The 19,013-nt window shown below is 71.5% G+C and carries 17 protein-coding genes; 9 read left to right on the top strand and 8 right to left on the bottom strand.

The window, feature by feature from the left end:
- Window positions 1-32 precede the first annotated feature (32 nt).
- From ACZ466_RS21725 to ACZ466_RS21750, 6 genes are all read left to right on the top strand, one after another.
- Window positions 33-194: a hypothetical protein gene (locus tag ACZ466_RS21725; protein WP_378280607.1), complete on the top strand. Its 162-nt coding sequence runs from the start codon at window positions 33-35 to the stop codon at window positions 192-194.
- 294 nt (window positions 195-488) lie between these two features.
- Window positions 489-779 carry a 30S ribosomal protein S6 gene (gene rpsF, locus ACZ466_RS21730; protein WP_378280608.1) on the top strand — a complete coding sequence of 97 codons (291 nt, stop codon included), beginning with the start codon at window positions 489-491 and terminating at the stop codon, window positions 777-779.
- Window positions 780-816: 37 nt separating this feature from the next.
- The gene (locus tag ACZ466_RS21735; RefSeq protein WP_378280609.1) at window positions 817-1,386 is read left to right on the top strand and encodes a single-stranded DNA-binding protein; all 570 of its coding nucleotides are present in this window, start codon (window positions 817-819) and stop codon (window positions 1,384-1,386) included.
- A 60-nt stretch (window positions 1,387-1,446) separates the two neighbouring features.
- Window positions 1,447-1,683 carry a 30S ribosomal protein S18 gene (gene rpsR, locus ACZ466_RS21740; RefSeq protein ID WP_019631633.1) on the top strand — a complete coding sequence of 79 codons (237 nt, stop codon included), beginning with the start codon at window positions 1,447-1,449 and terminating at the stop codon, window positions 1,681-1,683.
- Between the two features lie 19 nt (window positions 1,684-1,702).
- Window positions 1,703-2,149: a 50S ribosomal protein L9 gene (gene rplI, locus ACZ466_RS21745; protein WP_378280610.1), complete on the top strand. Its 447-nt coding sequence runs from the start codon at window positions 1,703-1,705 to the stop codon at window positions 2,147-2,149.
- A gap of 1,031 nt (window positions 2,150-3,180) precedes the next feature.
- Window positions 3,181-4,059, top strand: a complete 879-nt coding sequence (locus tag ACZ466_RS21750) for a peptidoglycan recognition protein family protein (protein WP_464043918.1) — start codon at window positions 3,181-3,183, stop codon at window positions 4,057-4,059.
- A 19-nt stretch (window positions 4,060-4,078) separates the two neighbouring features.
- Here ACZ466_RS21750 and ACZ466_RS21755 read toward each other — a convergent pair whose 3' ends face one another.
- Window positions 4,079-4,267: a hypothetical protein gene (locus ACZ466_RS21755; protein WP_366621930.1), complete on the bottom strand. Its 189-nt coding sequence runs from the start codon at window positions 4,265-4,267 to the stop codon at window positions 4,079-4,081.
- Between the two features lie 59 nt (window positions 4,268-4,326).
- Complete coding sequence (locus ACZ466_RS21760; protein WP_378280612.1) at window positions 4,327-5,655, bottom strand: MATE family efflux transporter; 1,329 nt, start codon at window positions 5,653-5,655, stop codon at window positions 4,327-4,329.
- Between the two features lie 356 nt (window positions 5,656-6,011).
- Here ACZ466_RS21760 and dnaB point away from each other — a divergent pair, with 356 nt between their 5' ends.
- Window positions 6,012-8,633 carry a replicative DNA helicase gene (dnaB, locus tag ACZ466_RS21765; protein ID WP_378280613.1) on the top strand — a complete coding sequence of 874 codons (2,622 nt, stop codon included), beginning with the start codon at window positions 6,012-6,014 and terminating at the stop codon, window positions 8,631-8,633.
- Between the two features lie 243 nt (window positions 8,634-8,876).
- Here the strand turns inward: dnaB and ACZ466_RS21770 are convergent, their stop codons facing one another.
- Window positions 8,877-9,329 (bottom strand): MarR family winged helix-turn-helix transcriptional regulator, encoded by a 453-nt coding sequence (locus tag ACZ466_RS21770; protein ID WP_378280614.1) that lies wholly within the window; start codon window positions 9,327-9,329, stop codon window positions 8,877-8,879.
- 92 nt (window positions 9,330-9,421) lie between these two features.
- Between ACZ466_RS21770 and ACZ466_RS21775 the strand changes: the two genes are divergently transcribed.
- Complete coding sequence (locus ACZ466_RS21775; protein WP_378280615.1) at window positions 9,422-10,546, top strand: epoxide hydrolase family protein; 1,125 nt, start codon at window positions 9,422-9,424, stop codon at window positions 10,544-10,546.
- Here ACZ466_RS21775 and ACZ466_RS21780 read toward each other — a convergent pair.
- Entirely contained in the window at window positions 10,506-11,438 is a 933-nt protein-coding gene (locus tag ACZ466_RS21780) for an NAD(P)-dependent oxidoreductase (RefSeq protein ID WP_378280616.1), read from the bottom strand. The genes ACZ466_RS21775 and ACZ466_RS21780 overlap by 41 nt on opposite strands.
- Window positions 11,439-11,561: 123 nt before the next feature.
- Window positions 11,562-12,422, bottom strand: coding sequence for an NAD(P)-dependent oxidoreductase (locus ACZ466_RS21785; RefSeq protein ID WP_378280617.1), 861 nt, complete (start codon window positions 12,420-12,422; stop codon window positions 11,562-11,564).
- Between the two features lie 116 nt (window positions 12,423-12,538).
- Here ACZ466_RS21785 and ACZ466_RS21790 point away from each other — a divergent pair, with 116 nt between their 5' ends.
- Window positions 12,539-15,994: an AfsR/SARP family transcriptional regulator gene (locus tag ACZ466_RS21790; protein WP_378280618.1), complete on the top strand. Its 3,456-nt coding sequence runs from the start codon at window positions 12,539-12,541 to the stop codon at window positions 15,992-15,994.
- 27 nt (window positions 15,995-16,021) lie between these two features.
- On the opposite strand, the gene ACZ466_RS21795 is transcribed toward ACZ466_RS21790, so the two are convergent.
- The 3 genes from ACZ466_RS21795 to ACZ466_RS21805 form a co-directional block, all read right to left on the bottom strand.
- Window positions 16,022-16,936 carry an SDR family oxidoreductase gene (locus ACZ466_RS21795; RefSeq protein ID WP_378280619.1) on the bottom strand — a complete coding sequence of 305 codons (915 nt, stop codon included), beginning with the start codon at window positions 16,934-16,936 and terminating at the stop codon, window positions 16,022-16,024.
- Window positions 16,937-17,031: 95 nt separating this feature from the next.
- Entirely contained in the window at window positions 17,032-18,252 is a 1,221-nt protein-coding gene (locus ACZ466_RS21800; protein WP_378280620.1) for a methyltransferase, read from the bottom strand.
- Between the two features lie 370 nt (window positions 18,253-18,622).
- Window positions 18,623-18,988, bottom strand: coding sequence for a nuclear transport factor 2 family protein (locus tag ACZ466_RS21805; protein WP_378280621.1), 366 nt, complete (start codon window positions 18,986-18,988; stop codon window positions 18,623-18,625).
- Window positions 18,989-19,013 lie beyond the last annotated feature (25 nt).

The raw sequence follows: 19,013 nt of genomic DNA on the forward strand, positions 1-19,013 counted from the left end.
AGGGGAAGCGGGGAGAGTCAGGAGGTGCCGAGATGAGGCAGAGTGAACTCGCGGTCATCGGCGACGCGGAACTGGTCGAGGAGTTGTCGCTGCTGACGACCCAGACCGCCCGCATGCGCGCCCGCATGGCCGACATCATGGCCGAGCTGGAGCGCCGGCGCTGCGCCGCTCGCGCTCCCGGTGCCCGGCGCTAGTGCGTCCCGCCACCGGCCGCCGCAGCCGTGCCGCCCGCACGTGCGGACGGCACGGCTCCTGCGCCGGCCCCGCGCACGCGGACGGGCCGGCGCCGGACGGTGCGGTTGCGGAGGCGCTCCGTGCCCGTCCGCGTGCGGAAACGGCTTGCACGCTGCCGACTCTTGGTAGCCTGTATCGGTCTCGCGGCCGGTGCACGGCCACCCGGCCGGTGCCGCGCGGCCCGAGAGACGCAAGAACCCTCCTGTCACGGAGAGACCGTGACCGCATCAGTCCAGAGGAGGTAGGGACACAGCATGCGTCGTTACGAACTCATGGCCATCCTCGACCCCGCCATCGACGAGCGCACCGCGTCCGCTTCGCTCGACCCGTTCCTGAAGGTCGTCAAGGACGGCGGCGGCAGCGTCGAGAAGGTCGACATCTGGGGCCGCAGGCGTCTGGCCTACGACATCCAGAAGAAGTCCGAAGGCATCTACGCGGTGGTCGACCTCTCGGCCGAGCCTGCCACGGTCAAGGAGCTCGACCGGCAGCTCAACCTGAGCGAGTCGATCCTCCGTACGAAGGTCATCCGCCCCGAGGTCCACTGAGCCAGGCTCAGGCCCTCACACCAGCCGGAGCGAGCCCATGGCAGGCGACACCGTAATCACGATCGTCGGGAACCTCGTGGAGGACCCGAACCTACGCTTCACCACGAGCGGCCAGGCGGTCGCGTCGTTCCGCATCGCCTCGACGCCGCGGTACTTCGACCGCCAGTCGGGCGAGTGGAAGGACCGCGAGGCGCTCTTCCTGACCTGCAACGTCTGGCGGCAGGCGGCCGAGAACGTGGCCGAGACCCTGCAGCGCGGCATGCGGGTGATCGTTCAGGGCCGCCTCCAGCAGCGCTCGTACGAGACCCAGCAGGGTGAGAAGCGGACCGTCTTCGAGATCGAGGTCGAGGAGGTCGGTCCCTCACTGCGCAACGCCACCGCGAAGGTCAACAAGACCCAGCGGCAGGGCGGCGGTGGCGGCGGCTTCGGCGGCGGAGACGGCGGAGGCGGCGGCTTCGGCGGTCAGCAGGGCGGTCCCGGCGGTGGTGGTGGCGGCTTCGGCGGCGGCCAGCAGGGCGGCCCCGGCGGCGGAGCCCCGGCCGACCCCTGGGCCACCGGCGGCGGCTCCGGCGGTGGCGGCGGGTTCTCCGACGACCCGCCGTTCTAGGCGATCACACCAACCCAGTCCATTCCCGCGTGAGCGGGGCTCTCATAAAGGAGCACCACGATGGCGAAGCCACCTCCCCGCAAGCCGAAGAAGAAGGTTTGCGTTTTCTGCCAGGAGAAGATCTCCTACGTCGACTACAAGGACACCGGGCTGCTGCGGAAGTTCATTTCCGACCGCGGCAAGATCCGGGCGCGTCGGGTGACCGGCAACTGCACCCAGCACCAGCGGGACGTCGCCACGGCGATCAAGAACGCCCGCGAGATGGCGCTGCTGCCGTACACCAGCACCGCGCGCTGAGTGAGGGGGAACGACGACCATGAAGCTCATCCTCACCCAGCAGGTCTCCGGACTCGGTGAGCCCGGAGACGTGATCGAGGTCCGTGACGGCTACGGCCGCAACTACCTGATCCCGCGCGGGTTCGCGATCAAGTGGACCCGCGGCGCCGAACGCGAGATCGACTCGATCAAGAAGGCCCGCTCGGCCCGCGAGATCGCGACCGTCGAGCACGCCAAGGAGGTCGCCGGCGCGCTGAAGGCGCTCAAGGTGACCCTGCGGACCCGCACCGGCAGCAACGGCCGCCTGTTCGGCGCCGTCACCGCCGCCGACATCGCCGAGGCCGTCAAGGCCGCCGACGGCCCCGACCTGGACCGCCGCCGCATCGAGATCGGCAACCCGATCAAGACCGTCGGCACCCACCGGGTCAGCATCCGCCTGCACTCGGACGTCAACGCCACCATCGACGTCGATGTAGTCGAGGCCTGACCCCGCTCACACCACCCGTGAGCAGGACCACAAAGCAACGGCCCAGGTGGACGCACCAGCGTCCACCTGGGCCGTAGCCGTCCCCCCCCCGCCCGCACACCCCCAATGCCTCCGCTCCCCGCGCGCCGCCCACCTAGCCAGGTCAAGACAACCTGTGGCCCGGACCGCCGAGCCGCATCACGCCCCGCCCTCGTTCGCCTGGTCAAGGTTGCGGCAACCTATGGTCGCGTCGTAGTCGGGCCATGGCACGCCACGGTCTTCCCTTCCGTCCGCTTGGCCGGGCCGGAGCTCCTTTGTCCAGGCCCGGCAACCATGTCTCCATCCCGCCTGGCCAGGTCACGACAACCTGTGGTGGCGCCTGCCGGGTTGCGTCGCATCATGCCCCGCCCCGGCTCGCCTGGCTTGTTGGTGGCAGCCTGTGGTGGCGCCTGTCGAGTTGTGTCGCATCATGTCGCGGCCCGGTTTGCCTGGCCTGGTCGCGGTAGCCGGTGGTGGCGTCCGCCGCGTCGGGGCCACCGCGTTCCGTTCCGTCCTGCTGGCTGGGCCGTAGCGTCCCCTTGCGTCGCCCGCCTGGCCAGATCGGGGCAACCATGCCCCGTCTTGTCTGGTCAGGTCACGACGGCCTGTGGTGGCGCGTGCCGAGTTGTGCTGCATCATGGCCCGCCCCCGGCTCGCCTGGTCAGGTTGCGGCCGCCTGTGGTCGCGTCTGCCGCGTCGGGCCATGGCTCGCCACGGTGTTCCGTCCCGTCTGGCCGGGGCGGAGCTCCTTGTCCAAGCCCCGGCGACCATGTCTTCGCCCCGCCTGGCCGGTCACGCGAAGGCGACGTGTGGCTATGCGAGCTGCGGGCTGGTTAGGGCTTACGGAGTTGTGCGTGAGCGCTGTGGTTGGAGCGATCGGGGTGGGGCGGCCATGGGGGGTTGGTGTGGGGGAGTCGGGGTTTTGTGGGACATGACATTGAAACGCCCTGTCTTTGGATCATGCGGCGAGCTGTGGCTACCGTCCGAAGTGGATCTTCACTGGAGGGGGCGGTGTGTCCACGCATCCGTACGGTCGGCTCACCCGCCGGAGTATGGCGGGAATCCTTGGGTTCGGGCTTCTCGACCTGCTCCTGGTCGACAAGGCGTTCGCATGGGACACGCCGCCTCTGCGCGTCCACACGCGGGCGCAGTGGAAGGCGGTGCCGCCGCGCAGGCGGGCGCAGGTGCTCAGTCGGGCTCCGGATCGGATCGTCGTGCACCATACGGCGACCCCGAACTCCAAGGACTACTCGGTCGCGCACGCCTATCAGCTGTCACGGCAGATCCAGGGTTTCCACATGAACACCCGCAGGTGGGACGACGCCGGGCAGCAGCTCACCATCAGCCGCGGCGGCCATGTCATGGAGGGCCGCAACGGCAGCCTCGCGGCCATACGCGCGGGGCGGCATCTTGTGGGCGCGCAGGCGTTGCACCACAACTCCCACACGATCGGTATCGAGAACGAGGGCACCTACAGCCAGGCCGCGGTGCCGGCGAGGCTCTGGTCGTCCCTGGTGGAGACGTGCGCCTGGCTGTGCACCGAGTACCGCCTCGACCCGTTCCGCGCCATCGTCGGGCACCGGGACCTGGTGGCGACCGACTGTCCGGGGGACGTGTTCTACGCGCGGCTGCCGGAGCTTCGCGGTGATGTGGCCAGGCTCCTGGACCTGGACGAGACCTCCGACGAATCGGACGAGGAGTTCGACTCGGAGAAGGTGAGTGCGCAGCCGAAGGTCAAGGCGAAGCCGAAGAAGGCGCCGCCGAAGGCGAAGGTGAAACCCAAGACGAAGCCTAAGGCGAAGCCCAAGACGAAGCCGAAAGAGCCGTCTTCCGGGATTCCGTTGCTCGAGGACGGGACGTTGGAGCTTCCCGATCTGCCGATGCTGCCCTAGCGGTGGGAACGTGCCAACGTCAGGACTCCGGGGTCGTGTAGCGGGTGCGGCGGCGGGCGATCTCCGGGTCGATGCCCTCGACCAGGGACCAGATGCCCGCCACCCGTTCCACCAGGGTCTCCGGAGGCAGCCCGGCCAGGCCCTCGGCCGCCAGGTCGTCGATCGCCTGCGTCAGGCGGGCCATCCGCTCGCCGTGTGTGGAACACATGTTCGAATCCTAGCGAGAGTGACCGGTGGGACGGGTGAGCTTCACCGATTTCCCGGCGGTCAGCGCCGGACGGCGCCCGTGACCAGCCAGGCGTCGCCCCTGGCGCGCAGGCCGAGGGTGATCAGGCGGGTGACCATCCACAGGCCGATCGCCAGCCACAGGCCGATGAGCCCGGCGTCCGCCCAGTAGGCGAGCAGGGCCGCGGGAAGGAACGCCAGCGTGGCGATCACCGAGGTCACCGCGAGGTACGGGCCGTCTCCCGCGCCGATCAGGATGCCGTCCAGGACGAAGACCACTCCGGCGATCGGCTGGAGCAGGGCCACCAGGATCAGGGAGCCGAGCAGCAGGTTCCGCACCTGGTCGTCGGGGCTGAACAGGGCGGGGAGCCACGGTCGTACGGCGAGGACGGCGATGCCGAAGACGACCCCGCAGGCCGCGCCCCACTGCACCATGCGCCGCGTCGCGGACCGGGTGGCGGGGACGTCGGCCGCGCCGAGATGGCGTCCGGTGATGGCCTGCCCGGCGATCGCGATCGCGTCCAGGGCGAAGACCATCAGGTTCCAGACCTGGTAGCCGACCTGGTACGCGGCGATCTCCGGGTCGCCCATCCGGGCCGCGATCGACGTGCCGACGATCAGCACGATCCGCAGCGCGGCCGTCCGCAGCACGAGGTGCACCCCGGCGGACACGGCACCGCGCAGGCCGGCCAGGTCGGGCCGGATCGGGGCGCCGTGCCGCCGTGCCGCGCGCAGCACGACGACCACGTACACGACCGCGCTCCCGGTCTGCGCGAGCACCGTCCCCCAGGCCGAGCCCGCGATGCCCCACCCGAGCCACAGCACGAACACCACGTTCAGGACGAGGTTGGCGCCGAAGCCGCCGATGGAGACGAGCAGGGGTGTACGGGTGTCCTGGAGGCCGCGCAGCACCCCCGTCCCGGCGAGGACGACCAGCATGCCGGGGATGCCGATCAGGCTCACGGTGAGATAGGTGCGGGCGTAGGGCGCGACCGACGGGGACGCGCCGAACAGGTCCACGATCCAGGGGGCCAAGGGCCAGCACACCGCGATGAGCAGGAGGCCGAGCCCCAGCGCGAGCCACATGCCGTCGATACCCTGGCGCACCGCCGCCCGCAGGTCGCCGGCGCCGACCTGCCTGGCGACTCCGGCGGTCGTCCCGTAGGCGAGGAAGACACACAGGTAGACGAGGGTGGCCAGGGCCTGGCCGGCGACGCCGAGGCCGCCGAGCTGGGCGGTGCCGAGGTGGCCGACGATCGCGCTGTCGGTCAGCAGGAACAGCGGCTCGGCCACCAGCGCGCCGAACGCGGGGATGGCGAGGCGGAGGATCTCGCGGTCGTGCTTGTTCGCACGCAGGGGGAGGCCGGCCATGATCCACGTCAGGCTAGCAAGCTGTAAGGGATATGAGCAATTTGTCGGTTACGGGGTGTTCGTGGGCGTGCGGGACACAGATCTTCGGACTTTCTTTCCCGCACAGCCGGTGGACGGGGTCATCGCAGGTCAGGAGGGTTGGAGTGGAAGCCGTCCACGGTTATCCACAAAGTTGTCCCCAGGTCGTGCACAACGATCCCCGCGTGTCTGCACAACGCCTCCACAGGCTCGTCCACACCCGGCTTTGCCCTCGGGCGTGTCCGGCTCGGAGAATGTCAGACGCACATGAGATGAACGGAACCTAGAGGAGCCGGACGGGACTGCCGCGGCGACTGAGGCCATGGGGGGCTGCTGGAATGAGCGTGACCGAGCTCGGACCGCACGAGCAGGAGTTCGAGCGCACCCCGCCGCACGACATCTCCGCAGAGCAGGGCGTCATCGGAGGCATGCTGCTCTCCCAGGACGCCATCGCCGAGGTCATCGAGCTCCTGCGCACCCACGACTTCTACCGGCCCGCCCACCAGATCATCTTCGACGCGATCCTCGACCTGTACGGCCGCGGCGACCCGGCCGACGCCGTCACGATCGCCGGGGAGCTGACCAAGCGCGGCGAGATCGCCCGGATCGGCGGCGCCCCGTACCTGCACACCCTGATCTCCTCGGTCCCGACCGCGGCCAACGCCGGCTACTACGCCAAGATCGTCCGCGAGCGCGCGGTGCTGCGCAAGCTGGTCGAGACCGGGACGCGGATCGTCCAGATGGGATACGCCGCCGACGGGGCCGACGCGGACGACGTCCTCGACCGGGCCCAGGCCGAGGTCTTCGCCATCGCCGAGAAGCGCACCGGCGAGGACTACGTGCCGCTGAGCGAGATCATGCCGGGCGCGCTGGACGAGATCGAGGCCATCGGCAGCCGCGGCGGCCAGATGACCGGCGTCCCCACCGGCTTCGCCGATTTCGACGCCCTCACCAACGGCCTCCACCCCGGCCAGATGATCGTGGTCGCCGCCCGCCCTGCAATGGGAAAGGCATTCCGGACAAATACCCCACTAGCGACCCCCACCGGCTGGACGACGATGGGGGAGGTCAAGGTGGGGGACTACCTGATCGGGGCCGACGGAAAGCCGACCCGCGTCGTCGCCGCCACCGAGGTCATGTACGGCCGCCCCTGCTACGAGGTCGAGTTCTCCGACGGCGAGGTACTCGTCGCCGACGCGCAGCACCAGTGGCGGACGACGACCCGTGCGAGCCGCCGCCAGCGTAATGAGCGCAGGCCTGCCTACCACTGGTCCGCAGACGCGATCAACCGGGTTCGGTGGGCAACGGCGGCCGCGAACGAGCAGCCCAGGAGACTGATCTCGCATCGCCAGGCGGTGGCAGAGGTCGGCGCGGAGTTCCACCATGCGCTCCATGCGGTCACCAGGCAACTGGGCCACCGCGGCGAGGTCGATACGAGCATCTCAAAGCGACAGGTCCGTTATGAGTGCGCGACTCTTTACCGTGGGCTGCTGCAGCGCGCCGTCCGTCCGAAGAACTTCGCGATCACGGCGGAGCACCGGCCCATCAAGACGACGGAGGAGATCGCGGCGACCCTGCGCTGTGGCGGTGACAACCGTCCCAACCACGCGGTCGAAGTGGCCGCGCCCTTCCGGCTGCCGCACGCCGAGTTGCCCGTCGACCCCTATGTCCTGGGGGCGTGGCTTGGTGATGGGGACAGCTGGGCCGGGGCCATCACGTGCTTCGACGAGGAGATCCTGGAGCAGATCGAAACGGCCGGGCAGCCGGTCGTGCGGTACAAGACGCCTGGACGGTTCGGTCTCCCTCGCCTGGTAACGAAGCTCAAGGAGTTGGGGGTTTGGCGGAACAAGCACATCCCCGCGCGCTATCTGCGGGCGTCCGAGGAGCAGCGGCGCGCTCTGCTGGCCGGGATGCTCGACACCGACGGGTACGTTTCCGAGATCGGTCAGGTCCAGCTCGCGTTCGTGAACAGGCGGCTGGCCGAGGGGGCGCACGAGCTGATCCTCAGTCTCGGCTACCGGGCGACGATGACCACCAAGCCGGTCAAGGGGCGTTCACCTGAGACCTCGACGTTCTATCGGATCAATTTCACTCCGGCGGAGCCGGTGTTCCGGCTTCCGCGCAAACTGGAGCGGCAGCGCAAGAGGGTGGATCCGAAGGCGCGGGTCCGGTACATCGTCGATGTGCGGCCGGTGGAGAGCGTGCCGGTGCGGTGCGTCCAGGTCGACAACGCCGACCACATGTATCTGGCCGGGCGCTCCTGCATCCCCACGCACAACTCGACGCTCGCGCTCGACTTCGCCCGCGCCGCTTCGATCAAGCACGGTCTGACCTCGGCGTTCTTCAGCCTGGAGATGGGGCGCAACGAGATCACGATGCGGCTGCTGTCGGCGGAGGCCCGGGTGGCGCTGCACGCGATGCGGTCCGGCACCATGCAGGACGAGGACTGGACCCGCCTGGCCCGCAGGATGAGCGAGGTCGCCGAGGCCCCGCTGTTCATCGACGACTCGCCCAACATGTCGATGATGGAGATCCGCGCCAAGTGCCGCAGACTCAAACAGCAGCACGACCTGCGGCTGGTCATCATCGACTACCTGCAGCTGATGACCTCCGGCAAACGGGTGGAGAGCCGGCAGGTGGAGGTCTCGGAGTTCTCCCGTTCGCTGAAGCTCCTCGCCAAGGAACTCGGCGTGCCCGTGATCGCGCTGTCTCAGCTCAACCGTGGTCCCGAACAGCGGACCGACAAGAAGCCCATGGTGTCGGACCTGCGCGAATCGGGCTCCATCGAGCAGGACGCGGACATGGTCGTGCTGCTGCATCGTGAGGACGCGTATGAGAAGGAGTCGCCACGGGCGGGTGAGGCCGACCTGATCGTGGCCAAGCATCGTAACGGCCCCACGGCGACGGTGACCGTGGCGTTCCAGGGGCACTACAGCCGCTTCGTGGACATGGCGCAGTAGCGGCGTGTCCGAGCGGCCGCGCGTCCCGTTCGGGCGGCCTGCCTTGCACTTGGGGCGCTTGTGTCTTGCCGCGCACGGGGCTGCCCGCGCTGCCGGCGGCGCGGTCGCCCTGCCGCCTGCTGTCCTGGCCTTCCTTGGCCACGCAACCATCCCCATCCCCGGATGCCGGGGTGGCTCTGACCGGCCGTGTGGATGTGCGCCCAGGGCCGATCTCGGCTGTGCGGCGGCCGCCTGCGGGTCGGTTCAGGGGCGGGTGTGGTGGTCGACCAGGCGGGACAGGAGGTCGGTCAGGGTCGCGCGTTCGGCTGGGGTGAGGGGTGCCAGGAGGGTGTCCTGGATCTCGGTCACGACGCCGTCCAGCTCCTTGAGGTGCCTGCTTCCGACCTGGGTGAGGGTGATGACGTTGCGGCGGCGGTCGTCGGGGTCGGGGGAGCGTTCGATCAGGTGCTTGGCGGCCATCTCGTTGAGCGCGGCGACGACGTCGCTGCGGTCGATGCCCGTGCTGCGGCCCAGGGCGGCCTGGCTGGACGGGCCGAACTCCTCGAGGGCAGCGAGCAGGCGGTAGTGGTAGCCGCGGACGCCCTCGGCGGCGAACCGTTCGCCGATCAGGCGGTGGCTGTGCATGGAGGCCTGGCCGAGCAGCCAGCTGGGCGCGTGCCTGAGGCGGGCGGGCTGGGGGCCCTCGGCCTTCATCATGCGCGCGAGTCTAGCAACTTGTTGGCAACACCCACGATTAACGTTATCGTTGGCTACACCAATGTTGGTGATGCCAATGAATGGAGTGGGAGATGGCCGACATCGTCGCGTTCCGTGCGCAGGTGCCCCAGGCGGACCTGGACGATCTCGCCGGGCGGCTGGCCCGCACGCGGTGGCCGGACGAACTGCCGGGCGTCGGCTGGGACCACGGGATCCCGCTCGCGCGGACGAGGGAACTGGCCGAGTACTGGCGCACCGGGTACGACTGGCGCGCCCAGGAGGCGAGGCTCAACGAGTTCCCCCAGTTCACGACGGAGATCGATGGGGCGAACGTGCACTTCTACCATGTGCGCTCGCCCGAGCCGGACGCGCTGCCGCTCATCCTGACCCACGGCTGGCCCAGCACGTCCGCCGACTTCCTCGACATGATCGGGCCGCTCTCCGATCCGCGGGCGCACGGCGGCGATCCGGCCGACGCGTTCCACGTGGTCGTCCCGTCCATCCCCGGCTTCGGGTTCTCGGGGCCGACCAGGGATCGGGGCTGGGACGTCCCCCGCGTCGCCCGCGCGTGGGGCGAGCTGATGAGGCGGCTCGGGTACGAGCGGTACGGCGCGCAGGGGGGCGATTTCGGCTGGCCGATCTCCCACGAACTGGCCCTTCAGGAGCGGGAGTCGGTCATCGGACTCCACCTCAACTACCTGCCGACGCCGTCCGGCGGGGAGGACGGCGACCTGACGGAGGAGGAGCGGGCGCGGCTCGACCGGATGAGGAACTATCTGGCGGAGCCGGCCGGGTACTGGCGGATGCAGTCCACGCGACCCCAGACCCTCGCGTACGGGCTGTCCGACTCCCCCGTGGCGCAGCTCGCGTGGATCGCGGACAAGGTCGCGGAGTGGAGCGATCCGGCGAGCGAGATCAGTGATGACCGGCTGCTCACGACGGTGATGCTGTACTGGCTGAACGGGACGGGCGGATCGTCCTCGCGCCTGCACCGCGAGTCGGGCGGCAAGCGCGGCGGCAGGCCGCTGCCGTGCCCGGTGCCGCTGGGCGTGGCGGTGTTCCCGCACGATCTGGTGCTGCCGATCAGGCAGTTCGCCGAACGCGTCCACGATGTCGTCCACTGGACGGAGTTCGACCGGGGCGGTCATCTTCCGGCGCTGGAGGTGCCGGAGCTGCTCACCGGCGATGTCCGGGCGTTCTTCCGGCTCCTGCGCTGAGGCCCGTTCCGTCCAACGTCAGGAAGTCGATGACGCGGGCGATGCTCTCCCTGCCGTGGCCCGCGTCGATGGCGCGCCGGGCGGCGGCGTGGGCACCGCGCAGGGACGCCGCGTCGATGCCGCGTGCCTCGGACGCCTGGATGACGTGTTCCATCCCGGCGGCGATCGAGGTGGTGTTGGAGACGTCGTCCCGGAAGTCGCCCGTCTCCAGGTTGCGGACGATCTCCGTGCCGAACGCGGGCAGCATGCCGAGGATCCCCTGGGCGAACGGCGCCAGGTCGCCCGGGGCGATGTTCTCGGCCCTGGCCAGCGCGAACGCGTGGATGATGGCGCTGACGGACGTCCAGGCGATGCCGAGCAGGGCCACGTCGTAGGCCGCGGCCCGTCCCGGGTCGGCGCCCAGGTAGGTGCCCGTGCCGCCCAGGGCTTCGAGGGTGTCGCGGTGCGCGCGGTAGACCGGCTCTGGTCCGCTGTAGAGCAGGACGGCGTCCGGTCCGCCGATGGTCACGGTCGGGGTCATGATCGAGCCGTCGAGGTAGTCGATGCCGTGCCCGGACGCCCACGCGGCCATCGCGCGGGCGCGTTCGGGCGAGTCGGCGGTGAGGCTGACCAGCGTGCGGCCCTTGAGCGCGGACGCGGCGGACTCGGTGATCGTCTGGACGGCGTCGTAGTCCAGCACGCACACGATCACCAGGGGGCTCGCGGCCGCGGCCTCGGCGGCGGTCGGCGCGGCGGAGGCCCCTTCGGCCACGAGCGCCTCAGTCTTCGCGGCGGTGCGGTTCCAGACGGTGGTGGCGTGCCCCGCCTTGAGGAACGCCCTGGCCAGCGCCTGCCCCATCGGGCCCGTCCCGAGGATCGTCACGGGGGCGCGGGTGGCGGTGGTGGTCGTCATGTCGGCTCCTTGGTCTTCGGTGGTTTCACCCTGCCGGGGAGCACTTCTGGCGGACTTCCGGACCGCTTTCGGCCGGCGGCGCGCCTCCTGGTCGGCCCCGGGCGAGCCCGGGGCCGATCGCCGTCAGCCCGCTTTCCTGATCTGGTCGATCAGGGGCGGGAGGAGGTCGTCGTGACCGGCGTCCACGATGTCCTGCATCGCGATGAGCAGGTGGCTGAGGAGCACGTTCGGGACGCCCTCGCCGCGGGACGCCTCGACGATGTTGGACATCCCGACCGCCTGCATGCCGAGCGGCGAGGCCTCCTCGTCCTCCGCCGCGCCCTGCCCGATCGGCGCCGCCATCGCCTGCAGCCACGGAGCGAGGTACGCCGAGCCGAACTCGGCGGCCCGTTCCTCCCCCACCATGGTGATCGCGTGCCGGACTCCGGAGGCCATCCCGTACATGGCGCTGAGCAGGGCCAGGTCGTACAGCGAGGCGAGCCCGGCGTCCCCGCCCAGGTAGTGGGCGCCGCCGAGGCGGTCGAGCGCCGGCCGCGCCCGGTCGAACGTCTCGCGCGAGCCGCTGTAGAGAATGAACCCCTCGGGCGTGCCGATGAGCCGGGGGATCGCCATGATGCCGCCGTCGACGTACCAGGCGCCGCGCGCGTCCAGCCGGGCGGCGAGCGCCCGGGCCTGGTCGGGCGTGCCGTTGGTGAGGTTGACCAGGTCGCGGCCGGTGAGGGCGTCGGCGGCCGGGGCGAGCAGCTCCTCCACGACGGGATAGTCGAGCAGGCAGGCGATCACCAGCGGGCTCGCCTTGATCGCGTCGGTGACGGAGGCGGCCCGGACGGCTCCGGCCGCGACGAGGTCGTCGGCCTTCCCGGGTGAACGGTTCCAGACGGTGGTGGGGTGCCCGGCCTTGAGCAGGGCCGCGGCGAGAGCGCTTCCCATGGAGCCGAGCCCGAGCACGGTGACCGGGCTGTTCGTCGTCGTATCGGTCGTCATCGTCTTCCTCGTCGGTCGTGGTTCGGGGCGGTCTCAACACTGCGGGACGGGCGTTGCGGTCTGGTTCGGGTCGGCTTGTGGTGCGGTGCGCGGCGGGGTGCGGGTTAACTGGCCGCGTGCGTTTCGGGGTGCTGGGGTCGCTGGAAGTCTGGGCGGCGGACGGAAGGGCCGTCCGCGTACCGGAGACCAAGGTCAGGGCGCTGCTGGCCGTCCTGCTGATCCATCGCGGCCGTCCCGTGCCGGCCGACCGGCTGATCGAGGACCTGTGGGGGACGGAACCGCCGGGCAGCCCCGCCGCCACGCTCCGCGCCAAGGTGTCGCAGCTCCGCCGCGTCCTGGCCGGCGCGACCGGCCGTCCCGGCCTCGAACTGGTCGCCTTCCGCTCCCCCGGCTACCTGATCAGGACGGTTCCGGGGGAGGTGGACGCGGACCGCTTCCTCGCGCTGCTGCGGGACGCGGACGAGCGGGCCGGCGCCGATCCGCGGGCCCGGGCACGGTCGCTGGCGCAGGCCCTGGACCTGTGGCGCGGCCCGGCGTTCGCCGACTTCGCCGACGAGGAGTTCGCGCGGACGGAGATCCAGCGGCTCGAGGAGCGGCGGCTCGTCGCGGTCGAGGACCTGGCGGAGACGCGGCTGGAGCTGGGGGAGCACGGGACCCTGGTGAGCGAGCTCGGTGATGCCGTCTCGGTCCATCCTCTGCGTGAACGGCTCCGCGCCGCGTACATCCGGGCCCTCTACCTGTCGGGACGGCAGAGCGAGGCCCTGGCCGACTACACCGGCTTCCGGCACCTGCTCCAGGACGAACTGGGCATCGACCCAGGGCCGGAGCTGGTCGCTCTACACCAGGCCATCCTGCGCCAGGACCCCGCTCTGCGAACGCCGCCGTCACGGTCTCCCGCGACGGCTCGTCCCGTGAGCAACCTGCCGCATCCGCTGACCGCGCTGATCGGACGGGAGGACGCGGTGCGGGAGGTGCGCGGGCTGCTCGCGTCCGAGGAACGCCTGGTGACGCTGACCGGGGCCGGCGGCGTCGGCAAGACCCGGCTGGCGTTCGAGGCCGCGCGGCGGTCGGAGGACGCGTTCCCCGACGGCGTGCTGGCGGTGGAACTGGCCGCGCAGCCCCCGGCGAAGGCGGGGAGCGAGGGTGCCGCGCGGGTGGCCGAGGCCGTCGCCGCGGTGCTCGGCATCCGCGACGACGGCCCGGCCTCGCGTCCGGCGGCGGACGAACGGACCCGCCCGCTGCTCGAACGGCTCGTCGAGGCCGTGCGCATGAAGCGGATGCTGCTCGTGCTGGACAACTGCGAACACGTGGTGGGCCCCGCCGCCGAACTGGCCGCCGAGCTGCTCCGCGAGGCACCGGACCTGCGCGTCCTCGCGACCAGCCAGGAGCCCTTGGCGGTGGTCGGGGAACGCCTGTGGACCGTCCAGCCCCTGGACCTGCCTCCCGCCGAGGATGCCGGCGACCTGCTGGAAGGGCGGTCGAGCGCGGTGCGGCTGTTCGTGGCGCGGGCGCGGGCGGCCGCCCCCGGCTTCGCCCTGGACGCGTCGAACGCCGCCGCGGTCGCCGCGATCTGCCGCCGGCTGGACGGGATCCCGCTGGCCCTGGAACTGGCGGCGACCCGGGTACGGGCCATGGGCGTGCACGAGCTGGCGGAACGGCTCGACGACCGGTTCCGGGTGCTGACGGCCGCTCCGCGCGGCCTGCCCGCCCGCCAGCGCACGCTCCGGGCGATGATCGACTGGAGCTGGGAGCTGCTGACCGAGCCCGAACGGGTCGTGCTGCGGCGGCTGGCGGTGCACGCGGGCGGCTGCACGCTGCGGTCGGCGGAGGAGGTCTGCTCGGGGGACGGCGTCCGGGCGGACGAGGTGCTCGGGCTGCTGGGCCGGCTGATCGACCGCTCCCTGGTCGTCCCGGTGCACCCTCCCACCGCGGATGCGGCCGGGGCGCGGGAGGTGCGTTACCGGCTGCTGGAATCGGTCGCCGCGTACGCCAGGGAACGCCTGGACGAGGCGGGCGAACTCGACCGCGTGCGGCGCCGTCACCTCGACCACCACCTGGCACTGGCCGAACGCGCCGAACCCTTCCTCCGCGGCCATGACCAGCGCCGCTGGCTGGAACACCTGGACGCCGAGGCCGCCAACCTCCGCACCGCCCTGGAAACAGCGGTAGGCACCGCATCAACCGGCGCCGCGCCGACGCCTGGCCCGGGGCCAGCGTCCGCTGTGGGGCTGGCGCCGGGCGCTGCGTGCGACGCCGGTGTGGCTCCCACGTCCGATGTGGGGCTGGCGCCGGGCGCTGGGGACGCGTCCGGTGCGGGGGCGAGGGCTCCGGAGGCGGCGTTGCGGCTGGTCAATGCGCTGGCCTGGTACTGGTTTCTGCGGGGCCGGTACGCCGAGGCGCGCCGCTCACTCCAGTTGGCCCTGACGGCGGCGGGCACGGCGGTTCCCTCGGCCGATCCGGTGCGGGCGGCGGCGATGGCCTGGGACGCGGGCATGGCGCTGCTGGTCCTGGACGGCAGCGAGCCGGATCCGATCCGGTACAGCCGATCGGTCCTGCGCCTGTACGACGAGGCCGACGACCCGGCGGGACGGGCGCGGGCGCGCTGGTTCGTGGGGTTCTGCCGGCTCGGTTTCGGCGACTCCGCGGCCGGTGCCGGGTTCGCGCTGGTGGAGGAGGCGCTCGCGGAGCACCGCATGCTCGGTGACCGCTGGGGTACGGCGGCGGCGCTGAGCGTCCGCGCGGAGGTCTCCCTCTACCGCGGCGAGACGGACCGGGCACAGCGCGACGGCGAGGAAGCCATGGCGCTGTTCCGGGAGCTCGGCGACCGCTGGGGGGAGCTGAAGATCGTCCATGTCCTGGGCGAGCTGGCCGAGATCACCGGCGATTACGAGCGCGCCGAGCGGCTGCGCCGGGACGGCCTGCGCGTGGCCGAGGACCTGGGGCTGTGGAACGAGGCGTCCGGCATGCTCGCCAGGCTGGGACGGGTCGCCCTCCTCAAGGGTGACCTCGACCAGGCTGAGGAACTGCACCGGCGTGCGTGGGACCTGGCCGCGGCACGCTCGTACCTGCGCGGCCAGGAGTTCGCCGAGGTGGGCCTGGGCATGCTGGCCCGAAGGCGGGGACGCCTGGACGAGGCGGAGCGGCACCTGCGGGCCTGGCTGGAGTGGTGCCGCCGCTGGGAGGGCGAGGCCGGGGTGGCCTTCACCCTCGCCGAGCTGGGGTTCGTGGCGGAACTGCGTGGCGACGCCGGGGAGGCACTCGCGCTGCACCGGGAGGGCTTGGCCGCCGCTCGTTCCACAGAGGACCGGCGCGCGCTGGCGTTGGCGTTCGAGGGCCTGGCGGGGGCGTGGGTACTGGTGGACGAGCACGGCCGCGCGGCCCGGCTGCTGGGCGCGGCGCATGCGGCCAGGGCGTCGGTCGGCCTTCCGCTGCCATCGGCGGAGCGGGGCGATGTCGACCGCATCGCCGCCGGCCTCCGCCTCGCCTTGGGCGACGCCGCCTACGAGAACGACTTCGAGGCGGGCGCCGCCGAACCTCTGGACGAGGTCGCCCGCCGAGAAGCCTCCAATTGAGGGCGCCGGCCGAGGGACGTTCGGCGGTCAGGGGGTGGGGGTGGTCTTCGAGGTGGCCAGGAAGTCGCGGTAGTAGGCGGCGAAGTCGGGACGGGTGCCGTCCACGTCGGTGAACCCGTACTCCGCGGACAGGCCCCCGGTGTCGTACGAGCCGCCCGTCTTGGACATGATCTCCGGGTCGGCGGCGAGCGCGACGACGGCTCTCCCGATGTAGGCGGGCGTCTCGGACTGGGCGAAGTGCGGGTCCTTGGCGGCGCCGTCCCGCCAGGTGGCCTCGGTGACGCCGAAGTGGTCGAGCATGGCCTCCGAGCGCAGGAAGCCGGGTGTGAGCGAGAGCGCCGCGACGCCGTGCGGTTTGAGCTCGGCGGCTTGGTTGCGGGCCATCCTGATCACCGCGTGCTTGGCCAGGTCGTAGAAGAACGTGCCGCGGTAGCCGTCGAGCATCTCCTCGACCCACTGCTCGGTGCCGTCGGTGATCTCGATGACCAGGCCGCGGCCCGTGCCGATCAGGAGCGGCAGCGCGTGGTGGCTGGTGATGATGTGGGTGTCGACGGCGCGGTGCAGCAGCGTGAGGCCGTTGCCGAGGTCGTGCTCCCACAGCCGCTTGTCCCACTGGGTGAGGGCGTCTCCGCCCCAGATGTCGTTGACGAGCAGGTCGAGGCGTCCGTGGTCCTGGGCGATCCGCTCGGTGAGGGCGCGCACCTGGTCGGGGTCGGAGTGGTCGCAGCGGACCGGGATGCCGGTGCCGCCGCGTCCGGTGACCTGTTCGGCGGTCTCCTCGATCGTCTCCGGACGGTCGAGGTCGGAGCGGCCGGTGTCCCGGGACGTGCGGCCGGTGACGTACACCGTCGCCCCGGCCGCGCCCAGCTCGGTGGCGATCCCCCGGCCGGCCCCGCGCGTGGCGCCGGCGACGAGCGCGACGGTGTCGGTGAGCTGCCCCATGATCGTCGTCCCTCTCCAGAGTTAATAAATGTCTGTTCGTTTACTATAGGGCACAGCAGAGGGGAGGGAACGGCGTTCGAAGTCGGGTCAGGCGGTCAGGCGGGGACGAGGCGCCAGAGGGAGGTGACTTCGGCCGCGCGCGCCTCGTGGAGCTGGTCGTCGGCATCGGCGGCGCGCGGATGGACGGGCTTGGCGTCCAGGCGTCCCGCCACCTTCAGGCCGCCGGCGTCGAACGCCGCCAGGAGTTCTGCGCGCGTCCGCAGGCCCAGATGCTCGGCCAGGTCGGAGAGGATCAGCCAGCCCTCGCCGCCGGGCGCGAGGTGCTGGGCGAGTCCGCCGAGGTAGGCGCGGAGCATACGGCTCTCAGGGTCGTAGACCGCGTGCTCCAAAGGGGAGCTTGGGCGTGCGGGCACCCACGGCGGATTGCACACCACCAGCGATGCGCCGCCTGACGGGGACGGCGGCCACAGGTCGGCCTCCACGACCTCCACCCGGTCCGTCAGACCCAGGCGCGTGATGTTCTCGTGGGCGCAGGCAAGCGCGCGCGGGTCCTGGTCGGTGGCCACGACGCGTTCCAGGCCACGGCGTGCCAGGACGGCTGCGAGCACCCCCGTCCCAGTGCCGATGTCGTACGCCAAGGACCTGGACACCGGAAGAGGAGCCTCCGCGACCAGGGAGACGTACTCGCCCCGCACCGGGGAGAAGACCCCGTAATGCGGATGGATGCGGTCTCCGCCCAGCGCCGGGATGGAGACGCCCTTCTCGCGCCACTCGTGCGCGCCGATGACGCCCAGCAGTTCGCGCAACGACACCACGTAAGGCTCGTCGCCCGGCCCGTACGCCTCGAAGCACGCCTGCCTTACATCGGGAGCGCGTCGCAGTGGAACGACATGGCCCGCCTCCACCGGGATCAGCACCATGCCCAACGTGCGGGCGCGCTGTGCCTGCGCCTGGCGGTGCATGTGGAACGCCTGAGTCAGGGACGGCTCCGCGGCCTGCTGCCGCTTTCGCTGCGCGCGCTTGGGCGGACGGTCCACGCGCCGCATCATCGCTTGGAGCAACTGCCGCGCGTTCTGGAAATCGCCCTGCCAGAGCAGCGCGGTGCCCTCGCAGGCCAGCCGGTACGCGTCGTCGGCCTTCACGCGGTCGTCCGCGACCACCACGCGTCCGGGCGGGGGCGCACCGCTCTCCGAACGCCACCGCGCCGAATGCCGCGCCCCGCTCCCGTCGCCGTCCCGCTCATCCGCCCAGGTGAGGGTCTCGGCCTCGCCTTCGACCAGAGAACGCGCCGCCCGCCTTCCACGCCGACCGTTCATGAGTCCGCCATCCCCGTGGGCCACGCCGTTCACTCGATCGTATCGGCGCCCTATCCAGCCCTATCCAGCCCTATCCCGCGTCACGGCGCCCGGGGAGAGCCCGGGGTTGCGCTGGGGGAACCGTAGGAGCGCAACCCCACCTCACCGGCCCGCAACCACGCCCCCCCCGTCCGGCCTCAAGGCCCCCACCGGGGCGCCTCCGCCCCGCCCGGCCTCAACCCGCCCGGGGCGTCTCCGCCCCGCCCGCGCCGGACCCGTCCTCGCCGGAGCCCGCCCCGCCCTGGAATCCGCGCCAGACCCTGCGCCGAGCCCGTCCCCGGAGTCTGCGGCGCGGTTCCGGGTGAGCGGGGCTGGGACGGGTTGGGCCGGGTCAGGCGGCGGGGACCTTGTCGAGGAAGCCGTGCACTTTGCCGATCCGGCCGTCACCGGTCAGAACCGCCACGTCGAACCCGACCACCACGGCCTCCCCGCCCTCCGGGCCGAGTTCCCAGGTGAAGCGGGCCAGGTCGTGGTGCGCGTCCACGTCTCCGGCCAACCGGAAGACGAAGTCGGGGAACCGCTGCTGGACGGCGCCGATCACGGCGTCGATCGCGTCCCGGCCCGCCACGTCCACCAGCGGGTCGGTGTAGGTGGCGTCCTCGGCGCAGAGGCCGTCGACGGCCGCGCGCCGGGCGCCGGCGTCCCGCTCGTTCCAGGCGGCCAGGTAGCGTTCCACCAGGTCCTTGACGTCGCTCATCGTCCGCTCCTCCGTGTCCGGTGAC

Source organism: Actinomadura rugatobispora, from assembly GCF_055379765.1.

Coding starts and splice junctions, on each gene's coding strand:
- ACZ466_RS21725 (WP_378280607.1), top strand. CDS start 33: ATGAGGCAGAGTGAACTCGCGGTCATCGGCGACGCGGAACTGGTCGAG.
- ACZ466_RS21780 (WP_378280616.1), bottom strand. CDS start 11,438: ATGACGACCACCACCGCCACCCGCGCCCCCGTGACGATCCTCGGGACG.
- ACZ466_RS21775 (WP_378280615.1), top strand. CDS start 9,422: ATGGCCGACATCGTCGCGTTCCGTGCGCAGGTGCCCCAGGCGGACCTG.
- ACZ466_RS21760 (WP_378280612.1), bottom strand. CDS start 5,655: ATGGCCGGCCTCCCCCTGCGTGCGAACAAGCACGACCGCGAGATCCTC.
- ACZ466_RS21755 (WP_366621930.1), bottom strand. CDS start 4,267: ATGTGTTCCACACACGGCGAGCGGATGGCCCGCCTGACGCAGGCGATC.
- rplI (WP_378280610.1), top strand. CDS start 1,703: ATGAAGCTCATCCTCACCCAGCAGGTCTCCGGACTCGGTGAGCCCGGA.
- ACZ466_RS21795 (WP_378280619.1), bottom strand. CDS start 16,936: ATGGGGCAGCTCACCGACACCGTCGCGCTCGTCGCCGGCGCCACGCGC.
- ACZ466_RS21770 (WP_378280614.1), bottom strand. CDS start 9,329: ATGATGAAGGCCGAGGGCCCCCAGCCCGCCCGCCTCAGGCACGCGCCC.
- rpsF (WP_378280608.1), top strand. CDS start 489: ATGCGTCGTTACGAACTCATGGCCATCCTCGACCCCGCCATCGACGAG.
- ACZ466_RS21800 (WP_378280620.1), bottom strand. CDS start 18,252: ATGAACGGTCGGCGTGGAAGGCGGGCGGCGCGTTCTCTGGTCGAAGGC.
- ACZ466_RS21785 (WP_378280617.1), bottom strand. CDS start 12,422: ATGACGACCGATACGACGACGAACAGCCCGGTCACCGTGCTCGGGCTC.
- rpsR (WP_019631633.1), top strand. CDS start 1,447: ATGGCGAAGCCACCTCCCCGCAAGCCGAAGAAGAAGGTTTGCGTTTTC.
- ACZ466_RS21735 (WP_378280609.1), top strand. CDS start 817: ATGGCAGGCGACACCGTAATCACGATCGTCGGGAACCTCGTGGAGGAC.
- ACZ466_RS21805 (WP_378280621.1), bottom strand. CDS start 18,988: ATGAGCGACGTCAAGGACCTGGTGGAACGCTACCTGGCCGCCTGGAAC.
- dnaB (WP_378280613.1), top strand. CDS start 6,012: ATGAGCGTGACCGAGCTCGGACCGCACGAGCAGGAGTTCGAGCGCACC.